The organism is Acetobacterium malicum subsp. dehalogenans DSM 11527 (genome assembly GCF_000472665.1).
Classification (GTDB): Bacteria; Bacillota; Clostridia; order Eubacteriales; family Eubacteriaceae; genus Acetobacterium; species Acetobacterium malicum.
On sequence record NZ_KI421448.1, the window covers coordinates 1 to 23,072 of the forward strand.

The window sequence follows — 23,072 nt, forward strand, 5'->3', positions numbered from 1 at the left end:
CCATTGTGAGCATTCTCCATTTCCTCCTTGTTCTTTGGTCAGATACAAGGATAATTGATTTGATTTTTGCCCGCAATGGATTTTGCAATATTATGCATTTTCCAACTTGCAATACTATGGATTTTTGCTTTGCAACTTTCTACATTTTTATTTTACAATAAACACTGCTTGCTAAATGTCCACCATTAAGTTTATACATTGGTGTCAGGCACCTACTTCTAGGCACCTACTTCTTAGGCACCTACTTCTTAATTCTACAAGGATTCCCATAAGCCAAACAATTATCACCAATCTCCTTCGTCACCACGCTACCAATGCCAATAACTGCATTATCCCCTATACTGATATCCTGCCGTATTACTGTTGCTGCTCCAATATGAGTATTATTGCCAATCCTGACATTACCACTAAGTACAACTCCAGGAGCTATATGAGCAAAAGAACCAATCTGACAATCATGCTCAATAATACACCCAGTATTCAAAATTGAATTTTTTAAAACCTTAGCATCTCCATTTACAGTGACATTTTTTCCAATAAAAATTCCTTCTTCTATTTCGCAATAATAACTGATATTTGCCGAGGGATGAACAATTATCGGCATTCTAAAACTTAATTGAAATAATATCTTAAAAAGCTCTACTCGTCGTTTAGGATTACCGATACTCCCTAGGCTAATAAACGCATATTCAAACCCCTTTTCCTTTAAATCTGGCAAATCTGAATCGTTACCAATTATTTTTACACCCAATACTTCACTGCCTACTTTTTGTGGTTGATCAATAATCCCAATCTCATTATATTCACCACTCAATAGAATAGCCTCAATAACCGATTTACAATGACCATCTCCACCTATCAATAAAAGTTTCTTATTCATTTTAAACCATTCTAAATCCTCTGAAATCAGAACTTCTTTTACAATACAAATCATTCAGCAATGCTTCATTTTGTTCTTTCAAATGTTTAACATAATTATCTAACAACGTACTATTCGCCCAAAGCAAGCAACAATAAAATTCTTCATCTGTCATATCTGTAAATCTGTAAATTTGTGTCAGGCACGTGATCTTTTAGGCACGTGATCTTTTTTAATGACTCAACATGGTGTCAATTATCGCTAGGTCTCTAGGCAGATAACACAGTTTTTTTTCCAATTGCTTTGCGGATTGTTTTAGCTGTGTTTTTCTTTTACATACAATACGTACAAGATTCAAATGATCTTTATGTGCCCGTCCGAAGTAGGTGCGCGGTTTTCTGCCAACGGATGGGTCATGCATTTCAGTGATCACTTCGGTATTTTCACTGGCTTCATTCAGGAGTCCGGTACCTGGGGGTACCGGATATGCGATGGTGCACAGGTCGTATCGAAGATACGAGTTCCGCTGTTTTGAGGTGGTTCAACCGATGATGAATCATCCAGATCATCAGACGCATCTTTCACCTTTTCGGCTTCTGCCTTTTGAATAATCAGCTCATTAATCTAACCCAGAATCTCAGGGGTCAGTCGTTTGTGAACTTAAACCATCAGGGATGAATCAAATAGCAGTTCATCCCGGTATTCACGGAAACCGCAAAAGAACAGAAGATACGGTCCTTCCCGAATCTGAAGAACCGTTTCCACATCGGAATACCCATACTCAGCTTGAATGATGCAGCCCCCAATGCAAGTTCTCAATGGTTTAGCCAAAGTTAAGTTGTGCCTGGCACCAAGGCCTTATTCAAAATATTTCCATTCTAATGGTGTGCCTCTTTTTAAATCTTTATTTGCTTTCCTTCCGAGTATTTGGTTATAATACTTTGGGGATAAACCATTTCCCGGACGTATTGATCGGATATTATCTTCTGAAAAGATATCTCCTTCCTTAATATCTTCTACTACAAATAATGATCTTCCAATGATCCGATTACTCTTTTTTCTCTCGTCCATCGAATAATCAATCTTTCCAACTGCTTTTTCAGCTTCTCGAACTGCTATTACCATTTGTTTGAAATCTTCTGGTTCCATGGAAAATGTGGCATCTGGCCCACCAATTGTCCGATCTAAAATGAAGTGTTTTTCAATTAAACGCGCCCCCAAAGAAGCTGCAACGATCGGTACGGTTATACCCATTGTGTGGTCGGACAATCCAACTTCTACCCCAAAGGTTTCGCGCATGTTTACCATTGTTTTTAAATTTGCATCCTCGATTCTTGCTGGATAAGATGATGTACATTTCAAAAGCATTACCTGATTATTTCCAACCCTTTTACATGCCTCCACTGCATCTTCAATTTCTGACAAGGTTGCAATACCGGTTGAAATGATCATCGGCTTTCCTTTTGAAGCGGCATACTCAATCAAAGGGATATCCATCACTTCAAATGATGCTATTTTATACAATGGTACATCCAGTTCTTCTAAAAAATCAACAGCCGTTTTATCGAAAGGTGTAGAAAAAAATAATAAACCGATACTTTCTGCGTATTCCTTCAGTTCTTTGTGCCATTCCCAAGGAGTGTAGGCTTCCTGATATAACGCATAGTATGTTTTTCCATCCCAAATTGTACCACTATTTAATGTAAAGTACTCATTTTTACAATCAATGGTTAAAGTATCCGCAGTATAAGTCTGCAATTTTATTGCATCTGCTCCAGCCATCTTTGCTGCTTCTATCGTTTTTTTTGCTATATTTAAATTGTGATTATGATTTGCCGACAATTCCGCTACTATAAGCAAGTTATTTTTTATTTCTTCCCATTTTTCTTTATCCATTTTAAACCTCATAAATTTTATAGTCCAGTATTTCTAAATTCGAGTTCTTACATTTAGTAAATGGCTTCCCATCTATGAGCTTAATCTGCCCAATAGAACCGTCGAATTGAAAACCGGTCTCAATAATTCTATTAATAATTATCTTACGTCCATCAATTAGATAAAAATATGCCCCTGGATATGGGAATGCCTGTGCCCGAACAAAATTCTTAATTTCAAGAGCATCCCGATAAAAATCTATGTAACCCATTTCTGGAATACGTTTTCCATAATAGCTAGCATCTTCTGGATTTTGTTTTATCAGGTTTTCTTTATTTTCGAGATGACTCATTGAGGATAAAAGCAGCTCTGGATAAGCATGTTCAAACTTTTGCAATAACATAAATCCTGTCTCATTTTTATCAATAATTATTTTTTTTTGTTCGATAATATCTCCCGTGTCTACAAGTTCTTCAATAAGATGGCAAGTAATGCCCGAGTATTCTTCACCATTTATGATACTCCATACATGTGGCGTTCTTCCACGATACTTTGGTAGTAAGGAGCCATGAATATTGATGGCGTATTTTGCTTTAGAAAATATTGCAACAGGTATAATATAACGATAATTGATGCTCAGCAAAAAATCTGGTTGAACTTTCCCAATCACATCTGACGCAAATTCTGGTTCTTTTCGCATATCAAAGTAAGAAAATTCGATGCTTTTTTCTTTCGCAAAGGTATCCACACTATCGTTTTTCAGTTCCTTGTGAGTAAATACAAATTCTACAGATAAATTAGACTTATGCAAAGCTTTTAGACATTCACTGCCCAATTTTCCAAATCCACAAAAGATTATTCTTTTCATCAGTACTCCTGTTAAGATAATAATAGATTCTTAATAATTCGTTTTACTCCCAAACCATCAATTATGGCATCGGATTGATTTGCATCATGACAACTTTCTCTTACTGTCTCAATTCTTATAAAGGCTTCTAATAGAGCAACTTCAAAATCCTTTTGCATCCCATCGAGGATCAGTTTCTTTTCAAGTATTTGTTTTAAACCATAAATATTATTACCCTGATTATCTGCAGTTCTGATACAAATAAATGGTATATTTAAAGCCATGAGCTCATGAATTGTCTGTCCTGCGGCAGTAATTGCAATATCTGCTTGCATCATTAGATCGCACATCTTTTCACCATTCAGGCTATGATAGACTTTCACATTTTCAAACTGCTCCAATTCTTCTATTAATTGAGATTGTTTTCCAAAAACAACATTTAAAACCAATTCCGGGTATTTTTCTCTCAATAAATTCGTGATACTTACAGTCAAATTTAAGGGATCGGCTCCCCCTAAGGTAATTAAAACATGCTCAATCCTCTTATTCAAACAGCTTTTCTTTTTTCCCAGAAAAGCTGTTCTCAAAATAATATACTGCTCACCCAATAAATACTCACAGTTTTGCTTCTGCTTATATTCAATTTCTGCCGTATTTAAAGACGGATTCACAACAATGCCTTCAGGATAATCAAGCCGACCATAATCATCCAGATATAACGCTTTTTTTGACAGTTCGGCAATAAGCTCATAAATCTCGATCGATGCCAAATAAGAGTCAACAATACACAAATCGTTCTTATCCAGGTTTTTCAATAAATAATCTGGATCTTGCCAATTGACAAAGCTAACCTTTCTTGATTGTAAAAGGCTGTTTTCATTATTCCCGAATTCATTATTCAAAATGAACAGTTCAACCGGGATTCCTTGCCTTATCGCTTCATCATATAAAGCCGTACAGCGGGAAATATGACCAAAACCAATTTTTTCACCGCCTTCAGTGAAAATCTTAATGTTTAAATTCATTCCCATTACTTAATTTTCTTTTGAATGATTGCATCATTTATCTTTATTAATGACGGTTGTTCCTCAAATAATTTAAGAAGTTCATCCAAATAGAAATCGTGTTTCTGATGATACAACCGTTTATATACTTCCTGAATCAGCCAAAAGTCTTCTTGGGTATCCAAAGTCCAGCGATAATTCGAATGATCTACAAGCTCTCTTTGAAAAAAGCACTTTTGACAATGCTCATAAATATAGGGCGTTACATGTTCCCGCTGATATAACTGATCCGCATTCAAATAAGCTTCTTCCAATGAGGCAAATGAAAACACCTCGACATCGAACCCCTGAGGAATAGTTCTTTTCTTATAATCCGCTCCCGAGTTAGACACCATATCGAAATCGTTATTCGTAAAAATATCAATGAGCTGATCCATAATGTGAGGATCAATAAGTGGGCAGTCGGATGTAACTCTTACCACCACATCCAGCATATTTTTTTTAGCAGCAAGATAATAACGTTCCAGCACATTATCTTCACTGCCTCTAAAAACCTTAACACGATATTTCAACGCTTCTTCTTCGATTATATCATCACATGGGTCTTTTGTCGTTGCAATAATTATCGTATCGATTTTCTTCGCTTGTTGTACCCGTTCGATTACATGTCCTAAAACGGTCTTACCAAAAAGTTCCCGCATTACTTTTCCAGGAAGTCGGGTTGAACCCATCCGTGCTTGAATGATTACTCCAATATTCATTTCATCACTTCCCTGCATTCTTTAAAATTTGGCGAATCATTTCGATGACATAATCCACATCATCATCCGTCATTGCGTAAAAAAGAGGAATAGAAATAACATCTTCAAATAAAGCTTCCGCATTTGGACAAATTCCTTTTTGATAACCTAACTTCTGATAATAGGGATGATAATAAATTGGCATGTAATGAACCTGGGTACCAATGTTACAGGTACCCAGTAACTGCATCATTTCATTTCTTCTTATCGAGGTCTTATTTTGATTGAGACGAATAATATACAAATGTTTTGCCGAATCTGATTCATTAATCTCCTTTTGAACAGTGATTTCAGGCATTTCTGCAAAGGCGGCATTATATTTTTCGACAATCTCTTTTCGACGCCTGACAAACTCTTCCAACTTCCCTAGTTGACTGCTTCCCAAGGCAGCCTGAATATCAGTTAACCGATAGTTATATCCCAAAGCAATCTGTTCATTGTAACCAGGATATAAATTCTGCGTTAACTCATCTGTGTCACGGGTAATCGCGTGGGATCTAAAAAGGGAAACTTTTTTATACAGAGCTTCATCATTGGTCAAAACTGCCCCACCTTCTCCGCAGGTGACTGTTTTCACCGGATGAAAACTAAACGTCGTTAAATCAGCCAGATTGCCCACTGGCTGATTCTTATACTTGCTTCCAATTGAATGGGCAGCATCTTCAATAAATACCAACTGATGCTCATCACAGATCGCTCTGATTTCGTCAATCGCTACAACTTGACCCGTAAAATCTACGGCAATCACCGCTTTGGTTCTAGCTGTAATTTTCTTTTTTATATCGTCAGGATCGACATTCCAGGTCTCTAAATCAATATCGGCAAATACCGGTGTACCGCCACAATAAAGAACACAGTTGGCCGAAGCAGCAAAGGTGATCGGTGTTGTAATTATTTCATCACCCGCTTTTATACCTGCTGCGTAACAAGCTGCATGAAGTGCTGCGGTACCATTTGTAACAGCTACTGCATAAGACGCCCCGGTCAAATCACAAAGGTTTTGTTCAAATTCAGCAACCGCTGGCCCAGTGGTTAAAAAATCTGATTGCAGCACCTTGCTCACTGCCTTGATATCATCATTATCGATATACTGTTTACCGTAAGGAATAAAACGTTCAATTTTCATAAAACAACCTACTACACATTTACTTAAAACCAAGTTCTTCCAATTTTTCTTTTAGCATTTCAACACTTAGCCACTCTTTATTGGTGCCAGAATTATACTCAAAACCATCCTCGATCTTAAGACCACCTTTTGTAAAATGCTTAGTAAAATTCCACCATTCAAAACTCGGATAGATAATATAATGCTTGTCATATTCATAGGTTGTTCTTGAATCGTCTTTGGAAACCATCACTTCATCAATCTTTTCACCTTCACGAATTCCCACTTCCTTTAATTCCGATTCAGGCAGCATGGCTTTTGCCAGATCCGTAATATAGAAAGATGAAATCTTCGAAATATATGTTTCTCCGCCTTTGGATTCATCCAAAGCTTTGAAGACAAGATTTACGCCTTCTTCCAGAGTAATCCAAAACCTCGTCATTCTAAAATCTGTAATTGGGAGAGACCGAGCCCCATCATTGATGAGATTTTCAAAAAAAGGAATTACTGAACCTCTACTCCCAGCTACGTTTCCATAACGTACCACTGAAAAAACTGTTCCACTATCGCCGGAATAGGCATTAGCAGCTATAAACAGTTTGTCAGAAACCAGCTTTGTACCGCCATATAAATTGATGGGATTAACCGCTTTATCGGTTGAGAGAGCTACTACTTTTTTTACCCCCAAATCCAACGAAGCATCAATGACATTTTGGGCTCCATTAATATTTGTCTTGATTGCTTCTAATGGGTTATATTCACAAGCCGGAACCTGTTTCATCGCAGCCGCATGGATGACATAGTCAATGCCATTCAAAGCCCGTTTCAAGCGATCAAGATCCCGCACATCGCCAATAAAAAAGCGGAGTTTATTTACCTTATCCGGAAACCGAACCGAAAAATCTTTTTTCATTACATCCTGTTTAAACTCATCTCTTGAATAAATGACGATCCGCTTGGGATCGTACTGGTCTAAAATCATTTCTGAAAACTTTTTTCCAAATGATCCCGTTCCTCCGGTAATCAGAATTGATGTATTATTAAACATGTCTGCCCTCATCTTCCTTTTTTAATAAAAACCAGGTCAAATCATCCATCGGAAACTGCTTATCACGATGATAGCTAAAACCATACTCAAGTAACTTGAGATCTGGGTATAAATCCATCATTTCCCCAGCAAAATCAGCCTTGAATAGTTTTCCTTTCGCTCCGCGATAATCCAGTTCAACCGGTTTGGGATTATAATACTCTACCAGAAGAACATATTTTTTGCTTGTTTCATAAAGTCTTCTATAAACTTCTTTTTTTACAGTCGGTTCAATATGAATCAACACCCCATGGATGATTACCAAATCTCGCTGAAAATCAGGTTCAAAGTCCAGAATTGACTGATTATAAACCCTGATTCCCAGATGTTTTTTAAGTGTTTCAACCGCTTTCGAGTTGATTTCGATTGCAGACAGTTCGCATTCTGGAATCAAATTTCTAATCGCCATCAAATTCAAACCAATGTTACTCCCAAACTCAATACATGAATTGAGTCTATCCAGATGACTGATTACTTTTGCGTAAAACGCTGTTTTATTCCCCAATAATCTCATCGAACTATTGCGTTCAATATAGTCGTTACCAAATTCACCCTTCCAGAATATTTCCTGATCTGTCTCGATCCGATCTATCTTATTAGTCATTCTTCTACCCCACTATCTTTAGTCAATTTCATTTCATAATCTCTAATTGCTTTTTCCAGAATCATCATTATCTTGGCGTCTGTTTCAAAACCGTTTAATAATTGATTGATAAAAACATCCAGATATGTTATTTGTTCTCTTATTTTTTGCAAGCCAGTCCTTTCCCGCTTAATCCGGTGCAGGTTTACTGCCAAAAGCTCATGCTCAACACGATGCATTGGAATTTCAAAAACCGCAGCAAACTGATTTTTTTCAAATTCGTTCAGCAAGTGATCAATTTTGTCATACATGGCTTCACTTTGCTTCAAATTTTTATTTAGCATCAATTCATCCGTTTTAATCACTATCTGTTTGATTGAAATGATGATTTCCTTGTAGGTTTCATAGCTATTCTTCATTGTTAGCAACGCACTTATTAAAAACTTAACATCATAAATATTTCCTGCTTCAAGAGTACTAAATTCATTGATTTCAAAAGGCAGATTCAACCTTTTCATGACTTCTTCTAAACGCTGAAAATTGGTTCCTTCAATCGCTGCGCCACCTACGGTCGTATTGATTACCGGTATGATCGCCTGCGCAATTCGACCTTCTAATTCTTTTCGCATCCGATTGAGGCTCTCATTTGTTAAGACATTTTTCCCCGAAACATCCATCACTTCAAACAAACCATCAGTGAGATTTTTGTCTCCCTGGTTTCCATAGTCAATTCCGCCAGCATAATATGCTTCGTCTTTGAAAGCAAGGTTTTGTCCTACCAGGATAATTTCTTCGAATCCCAATTTTTGTAGTAGTTCAAAGGTCATAACGGCAATCGACGGTGCATCTGCAACCGTCAACAATGCTTGTTTGTCATTCATTTTCAGAAAATACTTCGATACTGTATCCTGGCTGGTGATCATATGAAATTTAGGGCCCTGATAGCGCTCTAGGGTTTCAAACCCGACACTACTGCCAAAAATCATTGGGATCGAAGTAATTTCAGATGTATACACTTTCTCAAAAACTTTCTGATTGATACCTTGAGGGTCATAAGTGCACATTGCATCAGGATAGATTCCATGCTCAATCAATGTACTAATCGCTGAACCCACTGAAAACAAGTAAGCCAGCTTTTCTTCTTTGATTCTTCTTAAATTTTCAATTTCAAGATCCAGGGAAGGCCCTGCGGCGATCAAAATCGCTTGTTTATTTCTGAAACAACCATTATTTTCCATTAAAACATTTGGTGTTTTTAAAACCTCAGAAAAATTCATCACACTGTTGAGAACCCACCGTTTTTTAAAAACATAATCAATTGCCAGTGCATTTTTTTTGATTTGAGTCGCTGATTTAAGCTGCTCAAAGAAAAGTGTTCGTTCTTCCTGCAAAACCTTCTGGTAAGAGGACAATTCGCAGATGATAATTTCCTTGTTGACTTTACTTAATAAATCATTGAAATACGTTAGAATTCTCGTTTCATTATTCCCACATTGAACCAGTTTTAAAGTCCTGCCTGAGAATTTACTCAGTGGCTTATTTTTTAAGTATTCCAGGAATATTGTTTTAGAAGGTTCAAATATCGAAAAATCCACTTCTGGATATCGTTTAACAAATTCTTCCAGATGATATCCCAAGCCCAGACCCCAAAAGATAACGTGGTATTCACTGATCAGCTGATTTTCACTGACCAGCTGATCAATAATTGACTGTGCCTCCCGAATCGGATCATATTTACTATGTAAATATGAAATCTGGCCTTGTTTTTCTATGCTTAAGGTTTCATTTATTCCATTTTTAGTTTTTTCACTTTTTAAAATGAAATAATCCTGGCTGGAGTCATCATCACGAAGCCACTCTAGCAAATCCGGATTATTCTTCTTAAAATAAAGAATATTATCAGCTAACATGGGTATCTCCCTCCGATGTTACCAACAAGTTAAGGGTCTCTTGAGCTTTTGTAAAAACTGGTAACACTTCATAGAGCAGCAGATCGCCAATTAAAACCTGATCCTGATTGGTCAATGCCTCTTCTAAGCCAGGCATCGCCTTCAACAATTCACGAACGCTCAAGACATAATTATTCCAGGCTTTATAATCAGCCAGAATTTGGTCCAGATTCTTGATCTGATCGATATTTTCTGCGGTATCCATAATCCAACCGATTCCTTCAAAAAAATCGGCCAGATTTCCCCAGGTTTCCTGTTCTGGCGTCTTATAAAAAGCCTCTGCCAGCGGCTCTAACTGAAAAATGGCGTTGGATAAATATTGGCTGGTTGATCGAAGCGTTTCATTGACCAGCTTTTCTAAATCCTCAACCACTACTTCTACATTTTCGATGATAAGAACATTTTCCAGAAAATAATCATAAAAGTCCTTATCAACAATTTTTTTATCAATGACCAGGTGATGCAGGTTTTGCCCAGTTTCTTCCAGTTCCGTATTGATTGCATTAAAAATAGCTTCAATGATCTCAGGCTTGTTTTCAAATTCAAGAACTTTGTTATTTAAAATAATTTTCATATACCCTCCTTGTATTCGATACTGAATTTTTTGTCAATTCATTTATCCGGTTCAGTCAACCGTCTATTATATAATATCGTCCGTTTCATTGATAATTTGAGTTTTATTTCTCCGTAACTTTAAGTATAGGGGGATCATGATTGTTTGTAAAGAGATTAGACTCGATTAAACCGAAAAAAAACCACCCGAAGGTGGTTTTGAATAGAATTTGTTATTGTAATAATTGAAGCACGCCCTGTGGTTGTTGATTTGCCTGAGCCAGCATCGATTGAGCAGCTTGAGAAAGAATGTTGTTCTTGGTGAATTCCATCATTTCTTTGGCCATGTCAACGTCACGGATTCGAGATTCAGCAGTTGTCAGGTTTTCAGAAGAAGTACCCAAGTTGTTGATAGTATGTTCCAGACGATTCTGATAAGAACCAAGTTTTGAACGTTCAGCCGATACGGATTCGATGGCATCATTGATAACACTGATTGCAGCGGTGGCTTTTTCATGAGTTGAGACATCCAAAGCATATTCAACACCAGTATTGGTTGTTCCGTCAGTAATATCTTTAGTTGATGTAAACTTGGCAATGGAACCATTTTTGGCAACAGCGTCGCCGCCTTCTTTTGTTCCTGCTACACCAAGAGCAGCCGAACGCATATCATTGACTTCAACGGTAAGACTTTGGGCAGTATTCGCACCAATCTGGAAATTAGCCTGGAAGCCACTACCTGTTTTGTCTGACATGGTCATGACGGCTTCATCACGGGTTTCTGATCCATTGGCTTGTGTTAATGTTAAAATTGGAGAGTTCGCAGCTGAGACTGCAGTGTATTTTGTATTAAGAGTAGTATTCGCAGTAATCGCAGCTGCTAACTTGGTCATTTGACCGCTGGCGGTTTCATTTGCTGCCAATTCGATAAAGGTTCCGGTATCCAGACCAGTTCCAGCTCCTGAAGCGACAACAATAATGTCAGTGCCATCAATGGTGAATTTTCCGCCAGCTTCGACGATATCCTGAGATTGTTGGGTATAGGTCATAACACCTGCTTCAGCAGTACCAGCTGTAGCAGTTCGTGATACTGCCGTCCCGCTTTCAGACCCGACTTTTTCAGTTAAAGTAATTTTTGAACCAATTGCTGATGCGGTGTAATTTCCATTAACATTCCCATTCTGATTTAAGGCACTAGCAATATTAGCAGCCTGCTGTTCTTTGGTTAGGCGATTGGCAGCCGTACCGATATTGAAGTTAGTGCCATCGGTCGTCCCAGAATTCGCAGCTAAAGTAATATCTCTAAATCCACCAGGAGCACCAGACAGCGCTAGGCGAACAGTGAATTCATTATTATCTGCACCATCGGCAGTAACATAAGCTTCACTTAAATCAAATTCGTATACCCCACGAGTTGCAGAAGCTGTACCACCAGTCATAGCTGACATACTCAACGCAGTTGCTGATCCAATTGCTCCTGCAACCGATGCTCCCGTTGTTGCATTTGCGACTGTTGCAGTAATTTTTTGAGTAACTGCACCCGTAGTCTTGAGGAGATTTGTTATTGTAGCGCCTGTGGCACCAGACATTCCACCAGCTAGTGTGATTGTTACTGCTTTACCTACAAGTGCAACACCTGAAGTTGCCCCAGAAGCAATTGCGAAAGTATAACCGTTTAAATCTTCTCCCAGATCGTCTGACTTGAAAGTTAATGTCAGATTTCCACCTGTTCCAGCAAAAGTAACACTAGTTGTTGCTTTTCCGGTTGCACTGGCCGCTTTGGTTGACACGGTGGAGATACCACCGGCCTTGCCCCCCATCGTCGTTGTATCAACATTCAGTTCTGTCAGTTGGCTTCCGCCACCATCTAATAATTTCTTGGTATTAAACTCAGTGGTATTACCAATTCGGTTAATCTCATTGGTTAACTGATTCATTTCCTTCTGAATTTCATTACGGTCAATGTTTACATTAGTATCATTGGATGATTGAACTGCCAGTTCTCGCATTCTTTGAAGAATTGAATGGGTTTCTCCTAAAGCACCTTCAGCGGTATTGATTAGCGAAATCGCATCGCTGGCATTGGTAGACGCCTGATCCAGACCTCTGATCTGGCCACGCATTTTTTCTGAAATCGCCAAGCCTGCAGCATTATCGCCAGCTTTGTTGATTTTTAAACCGGATGACAGTTTTTCCAAAGATTTGGAAGTGGCTGCCGTATTTGCCGTTAATTTGTTATAGGTATTAAGTGCTGCAATGTTATGATTGATTCTCATTGTTTTTTCCTCCGTTTTTTAATTTGCCGATAACCCTCGGCCAGGGAAGTTTTAGAGCCTTTCCTTCGTACGCAAGGTCTGCCAAATGTTTAAGCTTTTTCGCTCTTGTTATTATTATCGTCCAACAAGGGGGATACTTTAGCTTGTTTTTAAAAAATATTTGGGTTTGCTAAAGTTTTTTTTGTTGGGGTGTATTAATAACGCCGTTTTAGGATTTGTTGATAGTATTATCGGATGTTTGGGGTGGGAGTTTAGTTTTTTTGAAAAGTTTTTACTTATCGCAAGCGGGCGGATGATATCCGCCCCTACGAACGGGACCTCGTGGTGTCGTTGAATGATTTTTGAATTTTGGATCTTTTCCACTAAAAAAGGCGTTGCCGCCTTTTATACTTTTTCATCCAATAATGGTATGGTTTGAGGGATCGCTTTTTGTTCAAAACCAATGGGTGGTTGATATGAAGGATCCGAACTGGGGGGAACGTAGATGGGACCGCCGACGTATTTGATGATGACGTCGGGCCGCTGGGTTACGACGAGCTGGAGGTCTGGGGGCATAAATTCGTTGTTGAAATTGTTAGTTTCCGGCATGCCGCTGGATAGCCGGCTGATCGGGATAGTCATTTGCAAGTTGCCGGTGTCCTGGTCATTAATTTGGGCCTGGCTGGACATCGACTCAATGCTGCGGTTGGCATGCTTGAAGCGGATCGCCCGGGCTTCACCGTCTTCCATGTTAATATCGAGGCTGAGATTACCGGCGGTGTCAAATTTTGGGACGGCGGTATAGGTGGCGTTGTCCCAGGCATAGGTGCTGCTGGGTTCATAGGAATCCTGAATCGTCAGCCGCACCGGTTTGCTCTGGATCTGGTTTTCACTTTGCTGCTTGACCTGGAGCTGGGCACTGTGGACGGCCGAGAGTTTCAATTGTTCTTTTTCGACAAAGTCAATTCTTATCGGCACTGTCTCAATGGTGATTAAATTTTCCATCTTCTTTCCTCCCTTCTAAAAAATCCATCCATCAGGACATATAATCAAAGACTGACTGTTGAACGACGCTTTGTCCCATTTGCAGAGCAGCGGAATAGGCAACCTTCTGGCTCTGGAAGGCAATGTAGGTATAGGCTGCATCGACTCCTTCGACCTGGGTCTGGCGTTCCTGGAGATTGAAGTTCTGGGTTTCATAGCGGTTGGTCATAAATTCCAGGTATTGGCTTTTGGCACCAATTTCGGTAGTCATCTGATAGGCTTTGAGGCTGTTGTCCTTAAACAGACCATAAAGTTTATCGACCTTTTCAAAAGAATAAGCACTGCCTTCCTTTTCAAATTCAGTAGCAATCCGCCCCAGTAGATCATAGAGGTTATTGGAAACTTCCTCTCCGGGAATAGCGGTGGTGTTTTTACCGTAGCCCATAAAATTGAGTCCCGGAACCGAATAGTTGAAAACTGAGTTCCGAGCGATATCACCGGTCGTCTCGTCAAAGGTAACTCCCAGGCCGATATCGACATAAAGGGCATCACTTTTTAGGGCGTCAACTATTTTTTTTTCATCGACGGTGGCATCACTTAAATCATCCAGGATTTTACCATTATATTTCAATTGTTCAATACCACCTGCCGTGGTTTCCACGGTAAATGGCTTTTGGTCATTGGTACCCCCAAAGAGAAACATATCAGAGGCTTCGGTATTCATGGTTTGCAACATCTGTTTCTGGATGGTGCGAAGCTCCGAGGCGATGATCTTGCGGTCGCCTTCGCTCTGGGACCCGTTCATGCCCTGCTGAATTTTGGTGGTGGCTTCCGATAGAGAAGACTCAATCTGACTGAGGGTGCTTTCGGAATTGGTCAAAAAATCCTCAGCATGGCGGATATTATCCTGATAGCCTTCCACCTTGGACAGGTTACGGCGGATCTGATAGCCCCGTACAGCTGAAGAAACATCCTCGGAGGTCCGGGCATATTTTCTGCCGGTGGCCACCTGGGTGTTCAGTTTATCAAGATCTGAAGAAAGACTATTTAAATTGTTGGAATATCTTGAGGTCATCATACGATAGGTAATTCTCATTTTTTCACTTCCCTTCATTTATAACTGGTTTATCTGATCATTCTATAGCTTTCACAGGCTAATTATTTATACGCCCATCTTGTTAATAACGTTATCGAGGTTTTCATCCAGCACATTAAAATAACGCATGGCCGCATTATAAACTTTCTGGAAGGCCGAGAGGTTAACGCCTTCTTCGTTTAAAGAAACGCCCGAAACCGAATCTCTGGAGTCTGAAATAGTCTGGAATACATTGGTGGCAGTTTTAGAAAAATTGGTATACAGCTCGACATCCGTTCCGACCTCACTGACCACACTCGTCATGTATTCGTTAAAGGTTCCAGTTAGAATCGGGTCTACAACGGCATCTTTTTTAAATTCAACCGGGTCACTCATTTTTCTAATCATTCGCAGGATATTATCCGGTTCTGTTGGTGTTGGCTTATAAGGCCATGCCAACGGCGGCGTCGGCGGCGTCGTTATCGGCGGTGTCGTCGGCTCAGGGTCAATAATTGGGTTTCTGGTTGTGTTGATGTAGGATGGGTTCTCTAGCCATTTCTTAGATACCTGAATATTTCTGGCTGTTAGCTTATCCGTTGTTACTCCTTCATCATCGGTAAAAAGATTTAACGGATTTGTCGTGAAGTCATTTAGTTTATAACTCGTTCCGTCTGCTACATAAATCTCACTATTTATCTGATTAAACTCTTTGGCAAACTGTTGGGCCATAATGTTTATTTTATCGTTATAGTAGGAAATACCTTTAGCATTATTCTCCGTCCCACTTGCAAAGGTGCCTTTGCCGTTGATGATACTTAAATAGCCATAGAGTTTGCCGTCGCTAATGAGGTCGTTGGCATCATCTCTTAATGCTCCGTTTGTATCCACCACCGATAATTTAACGGGGTCCGTTTCGGCGTTCAGACTCATCTCGGCGTATTTGCCATTGTCAACAATCGTAATCGGCTTGCCACCAGGATTCTCCATGGTGATGCTGTAATGGGGAATGGAAAGATTTTCCGAGATCACATCGGCTGGCGTCATACTGACTTTAATATTCGCAATCCCTGACAATTTGTCAATCAGCAGATTACGGTGATCATAGAGCTCATTAGGGGTATTACCATAAATTTCTTCCCGCTGAATCTGTTCATTCAGCGACGCGATATTTTTGACAAAGGTATTAAATTCGCTATCAACCGTTACTTCAAGATTTTCAATCTGCTCAGTGTGGATCTCGTCGAGCTGATTAGCGTACATATTCATCATCTGGGTTATTTTTTCAGCCGCTGAACGGACAACCTGGGCAATATCCGGGCTGGCCGGGGTTTGCGACAGACTATTAAGATCTTTAACAAAACTGGAAAACTCACCCATCAGGGCTTCTGCTGAGGCTTCATCAAAGACATCTTCGAGATTGGTAAGCCCTTTAACCATGGTATCGTAACGGTTGTTTTCTGAGTTCTGATTACGGTAACGGGCGTCAATGTAAGGATCTCTTAACTGAGTTGTTCCTTTTGCTTTTACACCAATCCCCGTAGAAACCACAGGAGTGGCATACTTTTCAACTTTACCACTGGTGGTAACCGAAACAACATCTACCCGCTGCCGGGTATACCCTTCGGTATTAATGTTGGAAATGTTGTTCCCAACAATATTTATACTTGCCTGACTGGCCTCCATGGCTCTGCTGGCGATATTATATGATACAAATGTTGCAGCCATATTATCTTCTCCTTTTTCCTAACAACGTTTAAGCCTACTAAATGTTTTTCTCAAAGGCGCTGGGAATCTTTACGCTTCCCTCTTTTTTTCCATCTTCGCCATATGTCATTTTATCCTGTTTTGCTTTAAATTGAGCAATATTTTTGTTGACCATGTGCAATTTTGTTTGGAGAAGCGTCTGACATTTATTTTTATAAAATTCTATCTCTTTGGCTGTTTCCTTAAATTGGGTCAGCAGTTCTTCAAATCGGGGCCGTTCACTTTCAGGAAACTGGCTAATCACTTCGCTGATATTTTTACCACTGACATTCAGTTTTTCCATATAGGTGGCAACATCCTGATCAAAATTCTTAATCTGGTACAGAAAGATCTGCTGGTGATTGAGGTTATCATTCAATTCATCAATGCTATTGCTCTGAATGAGCATCAGCTCATCTTTAAGTTTAGGTATGGTATCCCGATGAAGCTTAATAACCCCGAAAAGATAGTCGTAAAAACTATCCAACGTTTTTTTATATTCATTTGTTTCAAGCATATTAAACCTCCTCGAGATTCTCTTTATTTGTTCTTAAATCTTTAGTTCTATTTTAGAAGCGCGTCAACCAGAGCCTCGGTTGGCACGTGGTAGGTTCCATTTTTAACGGCTTCTTTTAATTCACTTAAACGACTCGAATCTTTGACAGTGACGTCATAAAGAATGGCTGATTTAGCGGTGGCAACCCGGCTGTCTTCAAAGGATGGGGTACGTCCGCTTGAGATCGTGCTGCTGTCTGTTTTTGTGATTGCATTTTTCTTGTTCTCAGTATTGACCCGACGGGTGGATTCTGTTGCAGTCTCCTGGCCGATCTTAGATTGGACTGCGGGATTATTGCCTAATGAAATTTTCATGACTAGACCTCCTTTTAATATGATCCTGTATTTCTATTTTTTATGATTACTTTTAAGAATATTTAAGATCGTTTTATCTCTTGATATACATATCGTCATTATAAAAGAAAACTTTAGCAAAAGAAAGAAAAATAATGATGGCGGGAGCAGGAAAAATAATAATCCAGACAGCATTTACGGTGGATGATGTCTGGATTATTAGGTGCGGGACATGGCGGGCGATCTCGGATCGCCTCTACGGGATGAGGTGTTACGTTGGTGTTTTTATTATTGCGCTGGTATTTTTTAGTTTGTAAGGGCGAACCGTGTTCGCCCCTTGCCGGTAGCGGTCTTATTTCGATAAGAACCGAATAATCTCATCGGCGATGCGATCCAAGGGCAATTGTTTGTCAACGGCTCCAATATTGAAGGCCACCATCGGCATCCCATAGACAACGCTGGATTTTTCATCCTGGCCAATCGTATAGGCACCGGTTTTTTTCATCTTCAGTAGGCCGTTGGCACCGTCTCGGCCCATGCCGGTAAGGATGACGCCGACCGATTGTTTTCCGGCGACATCAGCTACTGAGTCGAATAGAACATCAACGGAGGGACAGTGACCACTGACTTTTTCTTCCTGGGTACATTTAACAATGTAACCCGTTCCTCTTTTAGCCAACCGCATCTGGTAATTACCCGGGGCGATCAAAACCCGGCCGGGTCTTAAGGCATCCCCGTCCTCTGCTTCTTTGACTTCCAGCTCGCAGGTATTATTCAAACGCTCGGCATAGAGCTTGGTGAACACTGGCGGCATATGCTGAACAATGACAATCGGCGGCATATCCCTCGGCAATCCGGAAATCACCGTATGGATGGCATCGGTTCCACCGGTTGACGCACCAATGGCAATGATTTTGCTCATGGTGTCGATGCCCTGATTTGTAACCGGTCGGCTGGGGGTATAGTCACTTTTACGATTGCCGACCTTGGCGGTCGAGGCAATCTTAATTTTGATAATCAGTTCATTAACAAAGGAGGCCATCCCTCCTGGTCGGGTAACATTGGGTTTGGTAACGAATTCCACAGCACCAGCATCCAGCGCATCCAGAACATTCTTAGAAACTGAACTAACCACAATAACCGGCAAAGGGTATTGGGGCATCAGTTTTTTTAAAAATTCGATGCCATTCATTTTTGGCATTTCAACGTCCAGGGTTAGTACATCCGGCTTTAATTTGATGATCAAATCTCTGGCCATATAAGGGTCTGTTGCTGTCCCGACAACTTCAATGTCGGGATCTTTCGATATTTCTCTCGATAAAGACTCTCGAAAGACTAGGGAATCGTCAACGATCAGCACCTTAATTCTTTGCTTAAGCCTCATCTTGACCCTCCTACTATTTTTCTTCGAGCAATTCTTCAATCACTTCGATTTCTTCATTTTTTAATAACCGTTCGCAGTCCAACAATAATTGAACTTTTCCGCCAGCTTTTCCGATCCCTTTCATAAAGCGATTTTCAAAGCCGGTTTTATTTGATGGCGGTGGGGCAATTTCTTCATCGTCAATGGTCAGCACTTCTTCGACATTATCAACAATCAGTCCAACCGAAACCGCTTCAATATCAATAACCACAATACAGGTCCGGTCATTATAATCGACGGGTTCTTTGCCAAACTGTAGTCTGACATCAAGAACAGGAATAATTTTTCCACGCAGATTGATGATCCCTTTGATGTAGGTTGGTACTTCCGGGACTTTGGTAATTGATTGCATGCCAATAATTTCTGTAACGTATTTTATTTCAATGCCAAATACTTCATCTTCTAATGAAAAGGTTAGAAATCTACCGTGCTGGGTATCTTCTTCCAGATTGTAATTATCTACAACATTCTCTGCCATTATAAATCTCCTCTTTAAATAATTTTTTAAAGTTATCGTTGTAACCATTATACTTGAAACGCCTAAAAAGGTACACCCTAATTTATCCATCTCTATGACAAAATTCTTGTTCTTTTTTTACCCTAATAAATAATATTTAAACCATCAGAATATTTTATACAAAAAAGCTGGGCATCAAATGCTCAGCAACGGACACCATTATTTTATTTGTCGTTGTCCAACTCTAATTTAAGGAGCGTTAATTAGAATTCCTCAATTCTCCGATTAAGGGACTGAATCTTCATGATCCCGGTGGCCAGATCAAAATATTGGGTTCGCCCAAAATTGAGTCCGGTATCTTCTGCCAGAATGGGAATACGCAACTGATTTAAGACCTGCTTGACACAGACAATATTTCGTTCGCCGATGGCTCCCAGTTTACTACCCGGCTGCACCTCAAACATTTGAGCCCCACCGGCAATCTTTGCCACAATGCGATTGTTTCCACATCCGGCCCGTTTCATTTCATCAACTAAATCGACGATGGCTGTATCGGCAAATTTTTTTCGATTAATATCTCGGTTTGAAAAATTAGTGCTGTCCGGCAGCATAATATGCGACAATCCGCCTACCTTTGAGACCTTGTCGTATAAGCATACCCCCACACAGGAACCCAAAGCATAGGTGACTAATACCTCTGGGCCCTTTGCTAATTTATAATCTGATATTCCAATTACAATTGATTGACTCATATTTCCAGCCCTAATTTTTGCATAATGCATTTTAATGTATTGATTTCGGCAAACATGATCATATTGCTCTTTAAATCGTTGGTTTCCCCAAGGAAATTTTCTTCAATAAACATTAATTTGTCACCAATTGCGCCAAACTCAATAATCGGCACGCTCATCAGAGCGCCAACCATATCAATCGCCACATAAGGAACCGATACTTCTATGGTCAATCCCGTTAATGCCGAAATGGCATTGACATATGACGATGCCAGGATGTTACCAATCTCCTTAATGCCGGAAATTTTCATTTCACTGAGGCCGTCTTCGCCATCATCTTCGCCCACCAGAATATCCATGATGCTTTTGGCATCTTCAACATTAAGTAAAAACATAATCATTCCGTGGGCATCACCACTGAAATTCACAAGTACCGCCACCGTCATGGTTTCAGCACCGCCCAGATTTTCTACTGCCTCATCAAAGCCGGTGATCCTGACACTGGGAACACTCATATCCACTTTTTCATCCAGGATCGTCGCTAAAGCCGTCGCCGCATTACCGGCGCCGATATTCCCGATTTCCCGGAGCATATCAATTTGCATTTCATTCAGTTCATCATAGTTCTCGAACAAATTTTTACCTCTTTCTAATCAATTTATTTCCACATTTATTACATCATACCGTTGACAATATCATCATTATCCCAGTATATTCGACAATGTTCCAAGCTGTCAAATTCGAATTGAAAGGGCATATCGCCAAAATAGATGCGGGTCCCCCGATAGAGTTTTCGTTTGGCTGAAACAGAACCGTAGTAACTGACACTGGCTTTCTGCTGGACATAGGTGATTGCCTTTTCAATTTCTTCGATTTCTTTTTTAAGGAGTAAGGCCTGTCTGTCGATCTGTTTTTTCAGGGTTCCGATCTGTTCCATGGCCGGACTGTTATGGTTACGGCTGAGCATATCTTTTTTTTCCTGGGCCAGTAACAAACCATTGATCTGAGTTTCTTTTTCATTTATTTCCTGGAGCTGCTGCCGCGCTTGTTCTTCCTTTGTTCTGAGTCTTTCGATTTCGTCATGGTCGATGATTTTTTCCCCTATGACGCGAATAATGGTGGGATATTCCCGGTCGTTCCCGATATCTCTGGCTACCAGCTCCCCCATCAGTTGAATTTCGCCGCCGACGATGAGTTCCTTTGTCCCGGAAAGGTATATATTGCCCTTGCAGGTTATTTTACCATCAATAATGTAATCGACGGTGATGTCACCATCAACGTGCAAAATAGCATTTTCAATGTAATTGCAACGCAGGTCTTTACCAACGATAACATCGCCCATGCTGCCGCCATAGATGCCCTTGGCAATGGCTACATTTCCGGCTGCCTCAATCTTTGCATCTTCAACAACACCTTTAATAATCAGATTGCCGCCAGCTTTAACAGAAAAGCCACTGCTGACATCGCCGTCGATGGTGACATCGCCGGGGAAATTGATATTGCCGGTCGAGAAATCAATATTCTTGCGGATATGCATCATTTCGTCGATATTGATGGTATTGACAAATTTGATAATCCCATCACAGTCTGCCATCAGTTTTGATTCATCCGCCGTCAGGCTGGTGTTTTTCCCGGCTGGAACCTGGGGTTTCCTTCCCTTATGGGCCGGAATTACTTGTCCATATAGATCTTTCCCATCAATACCTGGCGTTTCCTTAATGATCTCACATAATATCTGACCCTTTTTTACCATCTGAAAATAATCAAGATTTTTGTAATCAACCGTTTCGTCTTCACTGTATTCAGGTTTATATTCGGCATCTTTCTTGACCAGAAGCTTGACCACCCCGTCTTCTCCGTCGATGGGAGCAGTTGCTTCGGCGACCTTGATCCGAATATTAAAAATTGGCCGCTGGGCCAGTTTTTCAATGGCACTGTCGATGATTCCATATTCGATCTGTTCTTTTTGTAACGCCGCCACCAGCTGTTCTTTTGTAAAAACGGTGCTGCCTTCGGACTGTTTTTCCAGTTTGATGAAACCCTGTTTTTTATCCTCGCTGACACTGACTTCAATCAAACTTACTGCTTCTGTTTTTGCAATCTCCTCATTCATAACCATCCCCTTTTCCATAAACAATTTCTAAATCACAAGCATCCTTTAAATAATGTCTATCGTAGTTGGTTGACTGTTTTTTCCATTTCATCTGTGGATTGAACAATTCTTGAATTAAACGAAAAGGCCCTGTTTGCTTCCAGCATTTTTACCATTTCTGTGGCCGAATCGGTGGCTGATGACTCCAGATAGCCGTTCCTGACAATACTGGCATTATCCGCAGCAGGCTGTCCCGATAAATCGGATACGGCAAATTGATTGCTACCAAGTAAAGTCAGTCCATAAGGATTTGCAAAAGAAAAAACACCCAGATTAGCGGAATCAAAACCTCCAGTTATATTTAGGGGGTTATTGTCCTGTCCCAATACATAATTGCCTCTGGCATCAACCAGAAAACTCTGATCACCTTCGACGCTGATATGGAATACACCATCCCTCGTGTAAGTGGTCGTATTGGTTTCTTTGTTTTGAATAGCAAAAAAACCTGCTCCTTCAATAGCACAATCCAGGGTTCGTCCGGTTGGTTGAAGAAATCCCTGGGTAAAATCGATGCCAATTTTTTGCACCTTGGCACCGTGACCGGTGCTGATTTCAGCGCCGCCGCCGCCGTCAATATTTTCGTAAAGCAATGATGAAAATGCGGTAACCTGGGGCTTGAAACCAATAGTATTGATATTGGCGACATTGTTGGCAATGGTGTTCAGGCTATTCTGTTGCGCGATCATGCCGAGTTTTGAAGCGTAAAATCCTCTTATCATTGTAATGCTCCTCCTGTTATCTC

Annotated in this window: 22 protein-coding genes; all 22 read right to left on the reverse strand. The window is 40.2% G+C overall.

The window, feature by feature from the left end; genetic code table 11:
* Positions 1 to 241 precede the first annotated feature (241 nt).
* The 22 genes from A3KS_RS0117170 to A3KS_RS0117280 all read right to left on the reverse strand — a co-directional run bounded on the left by A3KS_RS0117170 (position 242) and on the right by A3KS_RS0117280 (position 23,049).
* Positions 242 to 934, reverse strand: coding sequence for an acetyltransferase (locus A3KS_RS0117170; protein ID WP_242834790.1), 693 nt, complete (start codon positions 932 to 934; stop codon positions 242 to 244).
* 783 nt (positions 935 to 1,717) lie between these two features.
* A complete protein-coding gene (pseI, locus tag A3KS_RS0117175; RefSeq protein WP_156913352.1) occupies positions 1,718 to 2,755 on the reverse strand; it encodes a pseudaminic acid synthase in 1,038 nt (345 codons plus the stop codon).
* A 1-nt stretch (position 2,756) separates the two neighbouring features.
* A complete protein-coding gene (locus tag A3KS_RS21835) occupies positions 2,757 to 3,602 on the reverse strand; it encodes a methionyl-tRNA formyltransferase (protein WP_051355973.1) in 846 nt (281 codons plus the stop codon).
* An 11-nt stretch (positions 3,603 to 3,613) separates the two neighbouring features.
* The gene (locus tag A3KS_RS21840) at positions 3,614 to 4,612 is read right to left on the reverse strand and encodes a PseG/SpsG family protein (RefSeq protein WP_026395936.1); all 999 of its coding nucleotides are present in this window, start codon (positions 4,610 to 4,612) and stop codon (positions 3,614 to 3,616) included.
* Positions 4,612 to 5,346, reverse strand: a complete 735-nt coding sequence (locus tag A3KS_RS0117190) for a cytidylyltransferase domain-containing protein (protein WP_026395937.1) — start codon at positions 5,344 to 5,346, stop codon at positions 4,612 to 4,614. Before A3KS_RS0117190 ends, A3KS_RS21840 begins: the two co-directional genes overlap by 1 nt.
* Before the next feature lie 4 nt (positions 5,347 to 5,350).
* Positions 5,351 to 6,511 (reverse strand): UDP-4-amino-4,6-dideoxy-N-acetyl-beta-L-altrosamine transaminase, encoded by a 1,161-nt coding sequence (gene pseC, locus A3KS_RS0117195; RefSeq protein ID WP_026395938.1) that lies wholly within the window; start codon positions 6,509 to 6,511, stop codon positions 5,351 to 5,353.
* 19 nt (positions 6,512 to 6,530) lie between these two features.
* Positions 6,531 to 7,538 (reverse strand): UDP-N-acetylglucosamine 4,6-dehydratase (inverting), encoded by a 1,008-nt coding sequence (pseB, locus tag A3KS_RS0117200; protein ID WP_026395939.1) that lies wholly within the window; start codon positions 7,536 to 7,538, stop codon positions 6,531 to 6,533.
* The gene (locus tag A3KS_RS0117205; RefSeq protein ID WP_035356700.1) at positions 7,531 to 8,181 is read right to left on the reverse strand and encodes a pseudaminic acid biosynthesis-associated methylase; all 651 of its coding nucleotides are present in this window, start codon (positions 8,179 to 8,181) and stop codon (positions 7,531 to 7,533) included. Before A3KS_RS0117205 ends, pseB begins: the two co-directional genes overlap by 8 nt.
* Positions 8,178 to 9,551, reverse strand: coding sequence for a motility associated factor glycosyltransferase family protein (locus tag A3KS_RS0117210; protein ID WP_169727719.1), 1,374 nt, complete (start codon positions 9,549 to 9,551; stop codon positions 8,178 to 8,180). Before A3KS_RS0117210 ends, A3KS_RS0117205 begins: the two co-directional genes overlap by 4 nt.
* A gap of 508 nt (positions 9,552 to 10,059) precedes the next feature.
* A complete protein-coding gene (locus A3KS_RS0117215; RefSeq protein ID WP_026395942.1) occupies positions 10,060 to 10,683 on the reverse strand; it encodes a DUF8042 domain-containing protein in 624 nt (207 codons plus the stop codon).
* A 211-nt stretch (positions 10,684 to 10,894) separates the two neighbouring features.
* Positions 10,895 to 12,937 carry a flagellin N-terminal helical domain-containing protein gene (locus tag A3KS_RS24165; protein WP_026395943.1) on the reverse strand — a complete coding sequence of 681 codons (2,043 nt, stop codon included), beginning with the start codon at positions 12,935 to 12,937 and terminating at the stop codon, positions 10,895 to 10,897.
* Positions 12,938 to 13,321: 384 nt separating this feature from the next.
* Positions 13,322 to 13,921 carry a hypothetical protein gene (locus tag A3KS_RS0117225; RefSeq protein ID WP_026395944.1) on the reverse strand — a complete coding sequence of 200 codons (600 nt, stop codon included), beginning with the start codon at positions 13,919 to 13,921 and terminating at the stop codon, positions 13,322 to 13,324.
* 31 nt (positions 13,922 to 13,952) lie between these two features.
* Positions 13,953 to 14,996, reverse strand: a complete 1,044-nt coding sequence (locus A3KS_RS0117230) for a flagellin N-terminal helical domain-containing protein (protein ID WP_026395945.1) — start codon at positions 14,994 to 14,996, stop codon at positions 13,953 to 13,955.
* A gap of 66 nt (positions 14,997 to 15,062) precedes the next feature.
* Positions 15,063 to 16,700 (reverse strand): flagellar hook-associated protein FlgK, encoded by a 1,638-nt coding sequence (gene flgK / locus A3KS_RS0117235; protein WP_026395946.1) that lies wholly within the window; start codon positions 16,698 to 16,700, stop codon positions 15,063 to 15,065.
* A 37-nt stretch (positions 16,701 to 16,737) separates the two neighbouring features.
* Entirely contained in the window at positions 16,738 to 17,235 is a 498-nt protein-coding gene (gene flgN, locus A3KS_RS0117240) for a flagellar export chaperone FlgN (RefSeq protein WP_026395947.1), read from the reverse strand.
* 47 nt (positions 17,236 to 17,282) lie between these two features.
* On the reverse strand, positions 17,283 to 17,588 hold the full coding sequence (locus A3KS_RS0117245; protein WP_026395948.1) for a flagellar biosynthesis anti-sigma factor FlgM: 306 nt from the start codon (positions 17,586 to 17,588) through the stop codon (positions 17,283 to 17,285).
* A gap of 331 nt (positions 17,589 to 17,919) precedes the next feature.
* Positions 17,920 to 18,951: a protein-glutamate methylesterase/protein-glutamine glutaminase gene (locus A3KS_RS0117255; protein ID WP_026395949.1), complete on the reverse strand. Its 1,032-nt coding sequence runs from the start codon at positions 18,949 to 18,951 to the stop codon at positions 17,920 to 17,922.
* Positions 18,952 to 18,964: 13 nt separating this feature from the next.
* Positions 18,965 to 19,468: a chemotaxis protein CheW gene (locus tag A3KS_RS0117260; RefSeq protein WP_026395950.1), complete on the reverse strand. Its 504-nt coding sequence runs from the start codon at positions 19,466 to 19,468 to the stop codon at positions 18,965 to 18,967.
* Positions 19,469 to 19,710: 242 nt separating this feature from the next.
* Positions 19,711 to 20,199 carry a chemotaxis protein CheD gene (locus A3KS_RS0117265; RefSeq protein WP_026395951.1) on the reverse strand — a complete coding sequence of 163 codons (489 nt, stop codon included), beginning with the start codon at positions 20,197 to 20,199 and terminating at the stop codon, positions 19,711 to 19,713.
* Positions 20,196 to 20,813: a chemotaxis protein CheC gene (locus A3KS_RS0117270; protein ID WP_026395952.1), complete on the reverse strand. Its 618-nt coding sequence runs from the start codon at positions 20,811 to 20,813 to the stop codon at positions 20,196 to 20,198. The genes A3KS_RS0117265 and A3KS_RS0117270 overlap by 4 nt, the downstream gene beginning before the upstream one ends.
* Before the next feature lie 38 nt (positions 20,814 to 20,851).
* Positions 20,852 to 22,291 (reverse strand): flagellar assembly protein A, encoded by a 1,440-nt coding sequence (locus A3KS_RS0117275; RefSeq protein WP_026395953.1) that lies wholly within the window; start codon positions 22,289 to 22,291, stop codon positions 20,852 to 20,854.
* A gap of 56 nt (positions 22,292 to 22,347) precedes the next feature.
* Positions 22,348 to 23,049, reverse strand: coding sequence for a flagellar hook-basal body protein (locus tag A3KS_RS0117280; protein ID WP_026395954.1), 702 nt, complete (start codon positions 23,047 to 23,049; stop codon positions 22,348 to 22,350).
* Positions 23,050 to 23,072 lie beyond the last annotated feature (23 nt).

What these genes read in the sequence shown, in the direction of transcription:
- A3KS_RS0117190 (WP_026395937.1), bottom strand. Translation starts at nt 5,346, where the DNA reads ATGAATATTGGAGTAATCATTCAAGCACGGATGGGTTCAACCCGACTT.
- A3KS_RS21840 (WP_026395936.1), bottom strand. Translation starts at nt 4,612, where the DNA reads ATGGGAATGAATTTAAACATTAAGATTTTCACTGAAGGCGGTGAAAAA.
- A3KS_RS0117265 (WP_026395951.1), bottom strand. Translation starts at nt 20,199, where the DNA reads ATGAGTCAATCAATTGTAATTGGAATATCAGATTATAAATTAGCAAAG.
- A3KS_RS24165 (WP_026395943.1), bottom strand. Translation starts at nt 12,937, where the DNA reads ATGAGAATCAATCATAACATTGCAGCACTTAATACCTATAACAAATTA.
- A3KS_RS0117215 (WP_026395942.1), bottom strand. Translation starts at nt 10,683, where the DNA reads ATGAAAATTATTTTAAATAACAAAGTTCTTGAATTTGAAAACAAGCCT.
- A3KS_RS0117205 (WP_035356700.1), bottom strand. Translation starts at nt 8,181, where the DNA reads ATGACTAATAAGATAGATCGGATCGAGACAGATCAGGAAATATTCTGG.
- A3KS_RS0117225 (WP_026395944.1), bottom strand. Translation starts at nt 13,921, where the DNA reads ATGGAAAATTTAATCACCATTGAGACAGTGCCGATAAGAATTGACTTT.
- A3KS_RS0117245 (WP_026395948.1), bottom strand. Translation starts at nt 17,588, where the DNA reads ATGAAAATTTCATTAGGCAATAATCCCGCAGTCCAATCTAAGATCGGC.
- pseC (WP_026395938.1), bottom strand. Translation starts at nt 6,511, where the DNA reads ATGAAAATTGAACGTTTTATTCCTTACGGTAAACAGTATATCGATAAT.
- flgK (WP_026395946.1), bottom strand. Translation starts at nt 16,700, where the DNA reads ATGGCTGCAACATTTGTATCATATAATATCGCCAGCAGAGCCATGGAG.
- pseB (WP_026395939.1), bottom strand. Translation starts at nt 7,538, where the DNA reads ATGTTTAATAATACATCAATTCTGATTACCGGAGGAACGGGATCATTT.
- A3KS_RS0117275 (WP_026395953.1), bottom strand. Translation starts at nt 22,291, where the DNA reads ATGAATGAGGAGATTGCAAAAACAGAAGCAGTAAGTTTGATTGAAGTC.
- A3KS_RS21835 (WP_051355973.1), bottom strand. Translation starts at nt 3,602, where the DNA reads ATGAAAAGAATAATCTTTTGTGGATTTGGAAAATTGGGCAGTGAATGT.
- A3KS_RS0117170 (WP_242834790.1), bottom strand. Translation starts at nt 934, where the DNA reads ATGATTTGTATTGTAAAAGAAGTTCTGATTTCAGAGGATTTAGAATGG.
- pseI (WP_156913352.1), bottom strand. Translation starts at nt 2,755, where the DNA reads ATGGATAAAGAAAAATGGGAAGAAATAAAAAATAACTTGCTTATAGTA.
- flgN (WP_026395947.1), bottom strand. Translation starts at nt 17,235, where the DNA reads ATGCTTGAAACAAATGAATATAAAAAAACGTTGGATAGTTTTTACGAC.
- A3KS_RS0117260 (WP_026395950.1), bottom strand. Translation starts at nt 19,468, where the DNA reads ATGGCAGAGAATGTTGTAGATAATTACAATCTGGAAGAAGATACCCAG.
- A3KS_RS0117230 (WP_026395945.1), bottom strand. Translation starts at nt 14,996, where the DNA reads ATGAGAATTACCTATCGTATGATGACCTCAAGATATTCCAACAATTTA.
- A3KS_RS0117280 (WP_026395954.1), bottom strand. Translation starts at nt 23,049, where the DNA reads ATGATAAGAGGATTTTACGCTTCAAAACTCGGCATGATCGCGCAACAG.
- A3KS_RS0117255 (WP_026395949.1), bottom strand. Translation starts at nt 18,951, where the DNA reads ATGAGGCTTAAGCAAAGAATTAAGGTGCTGATCGTTGACGATTCCCTA.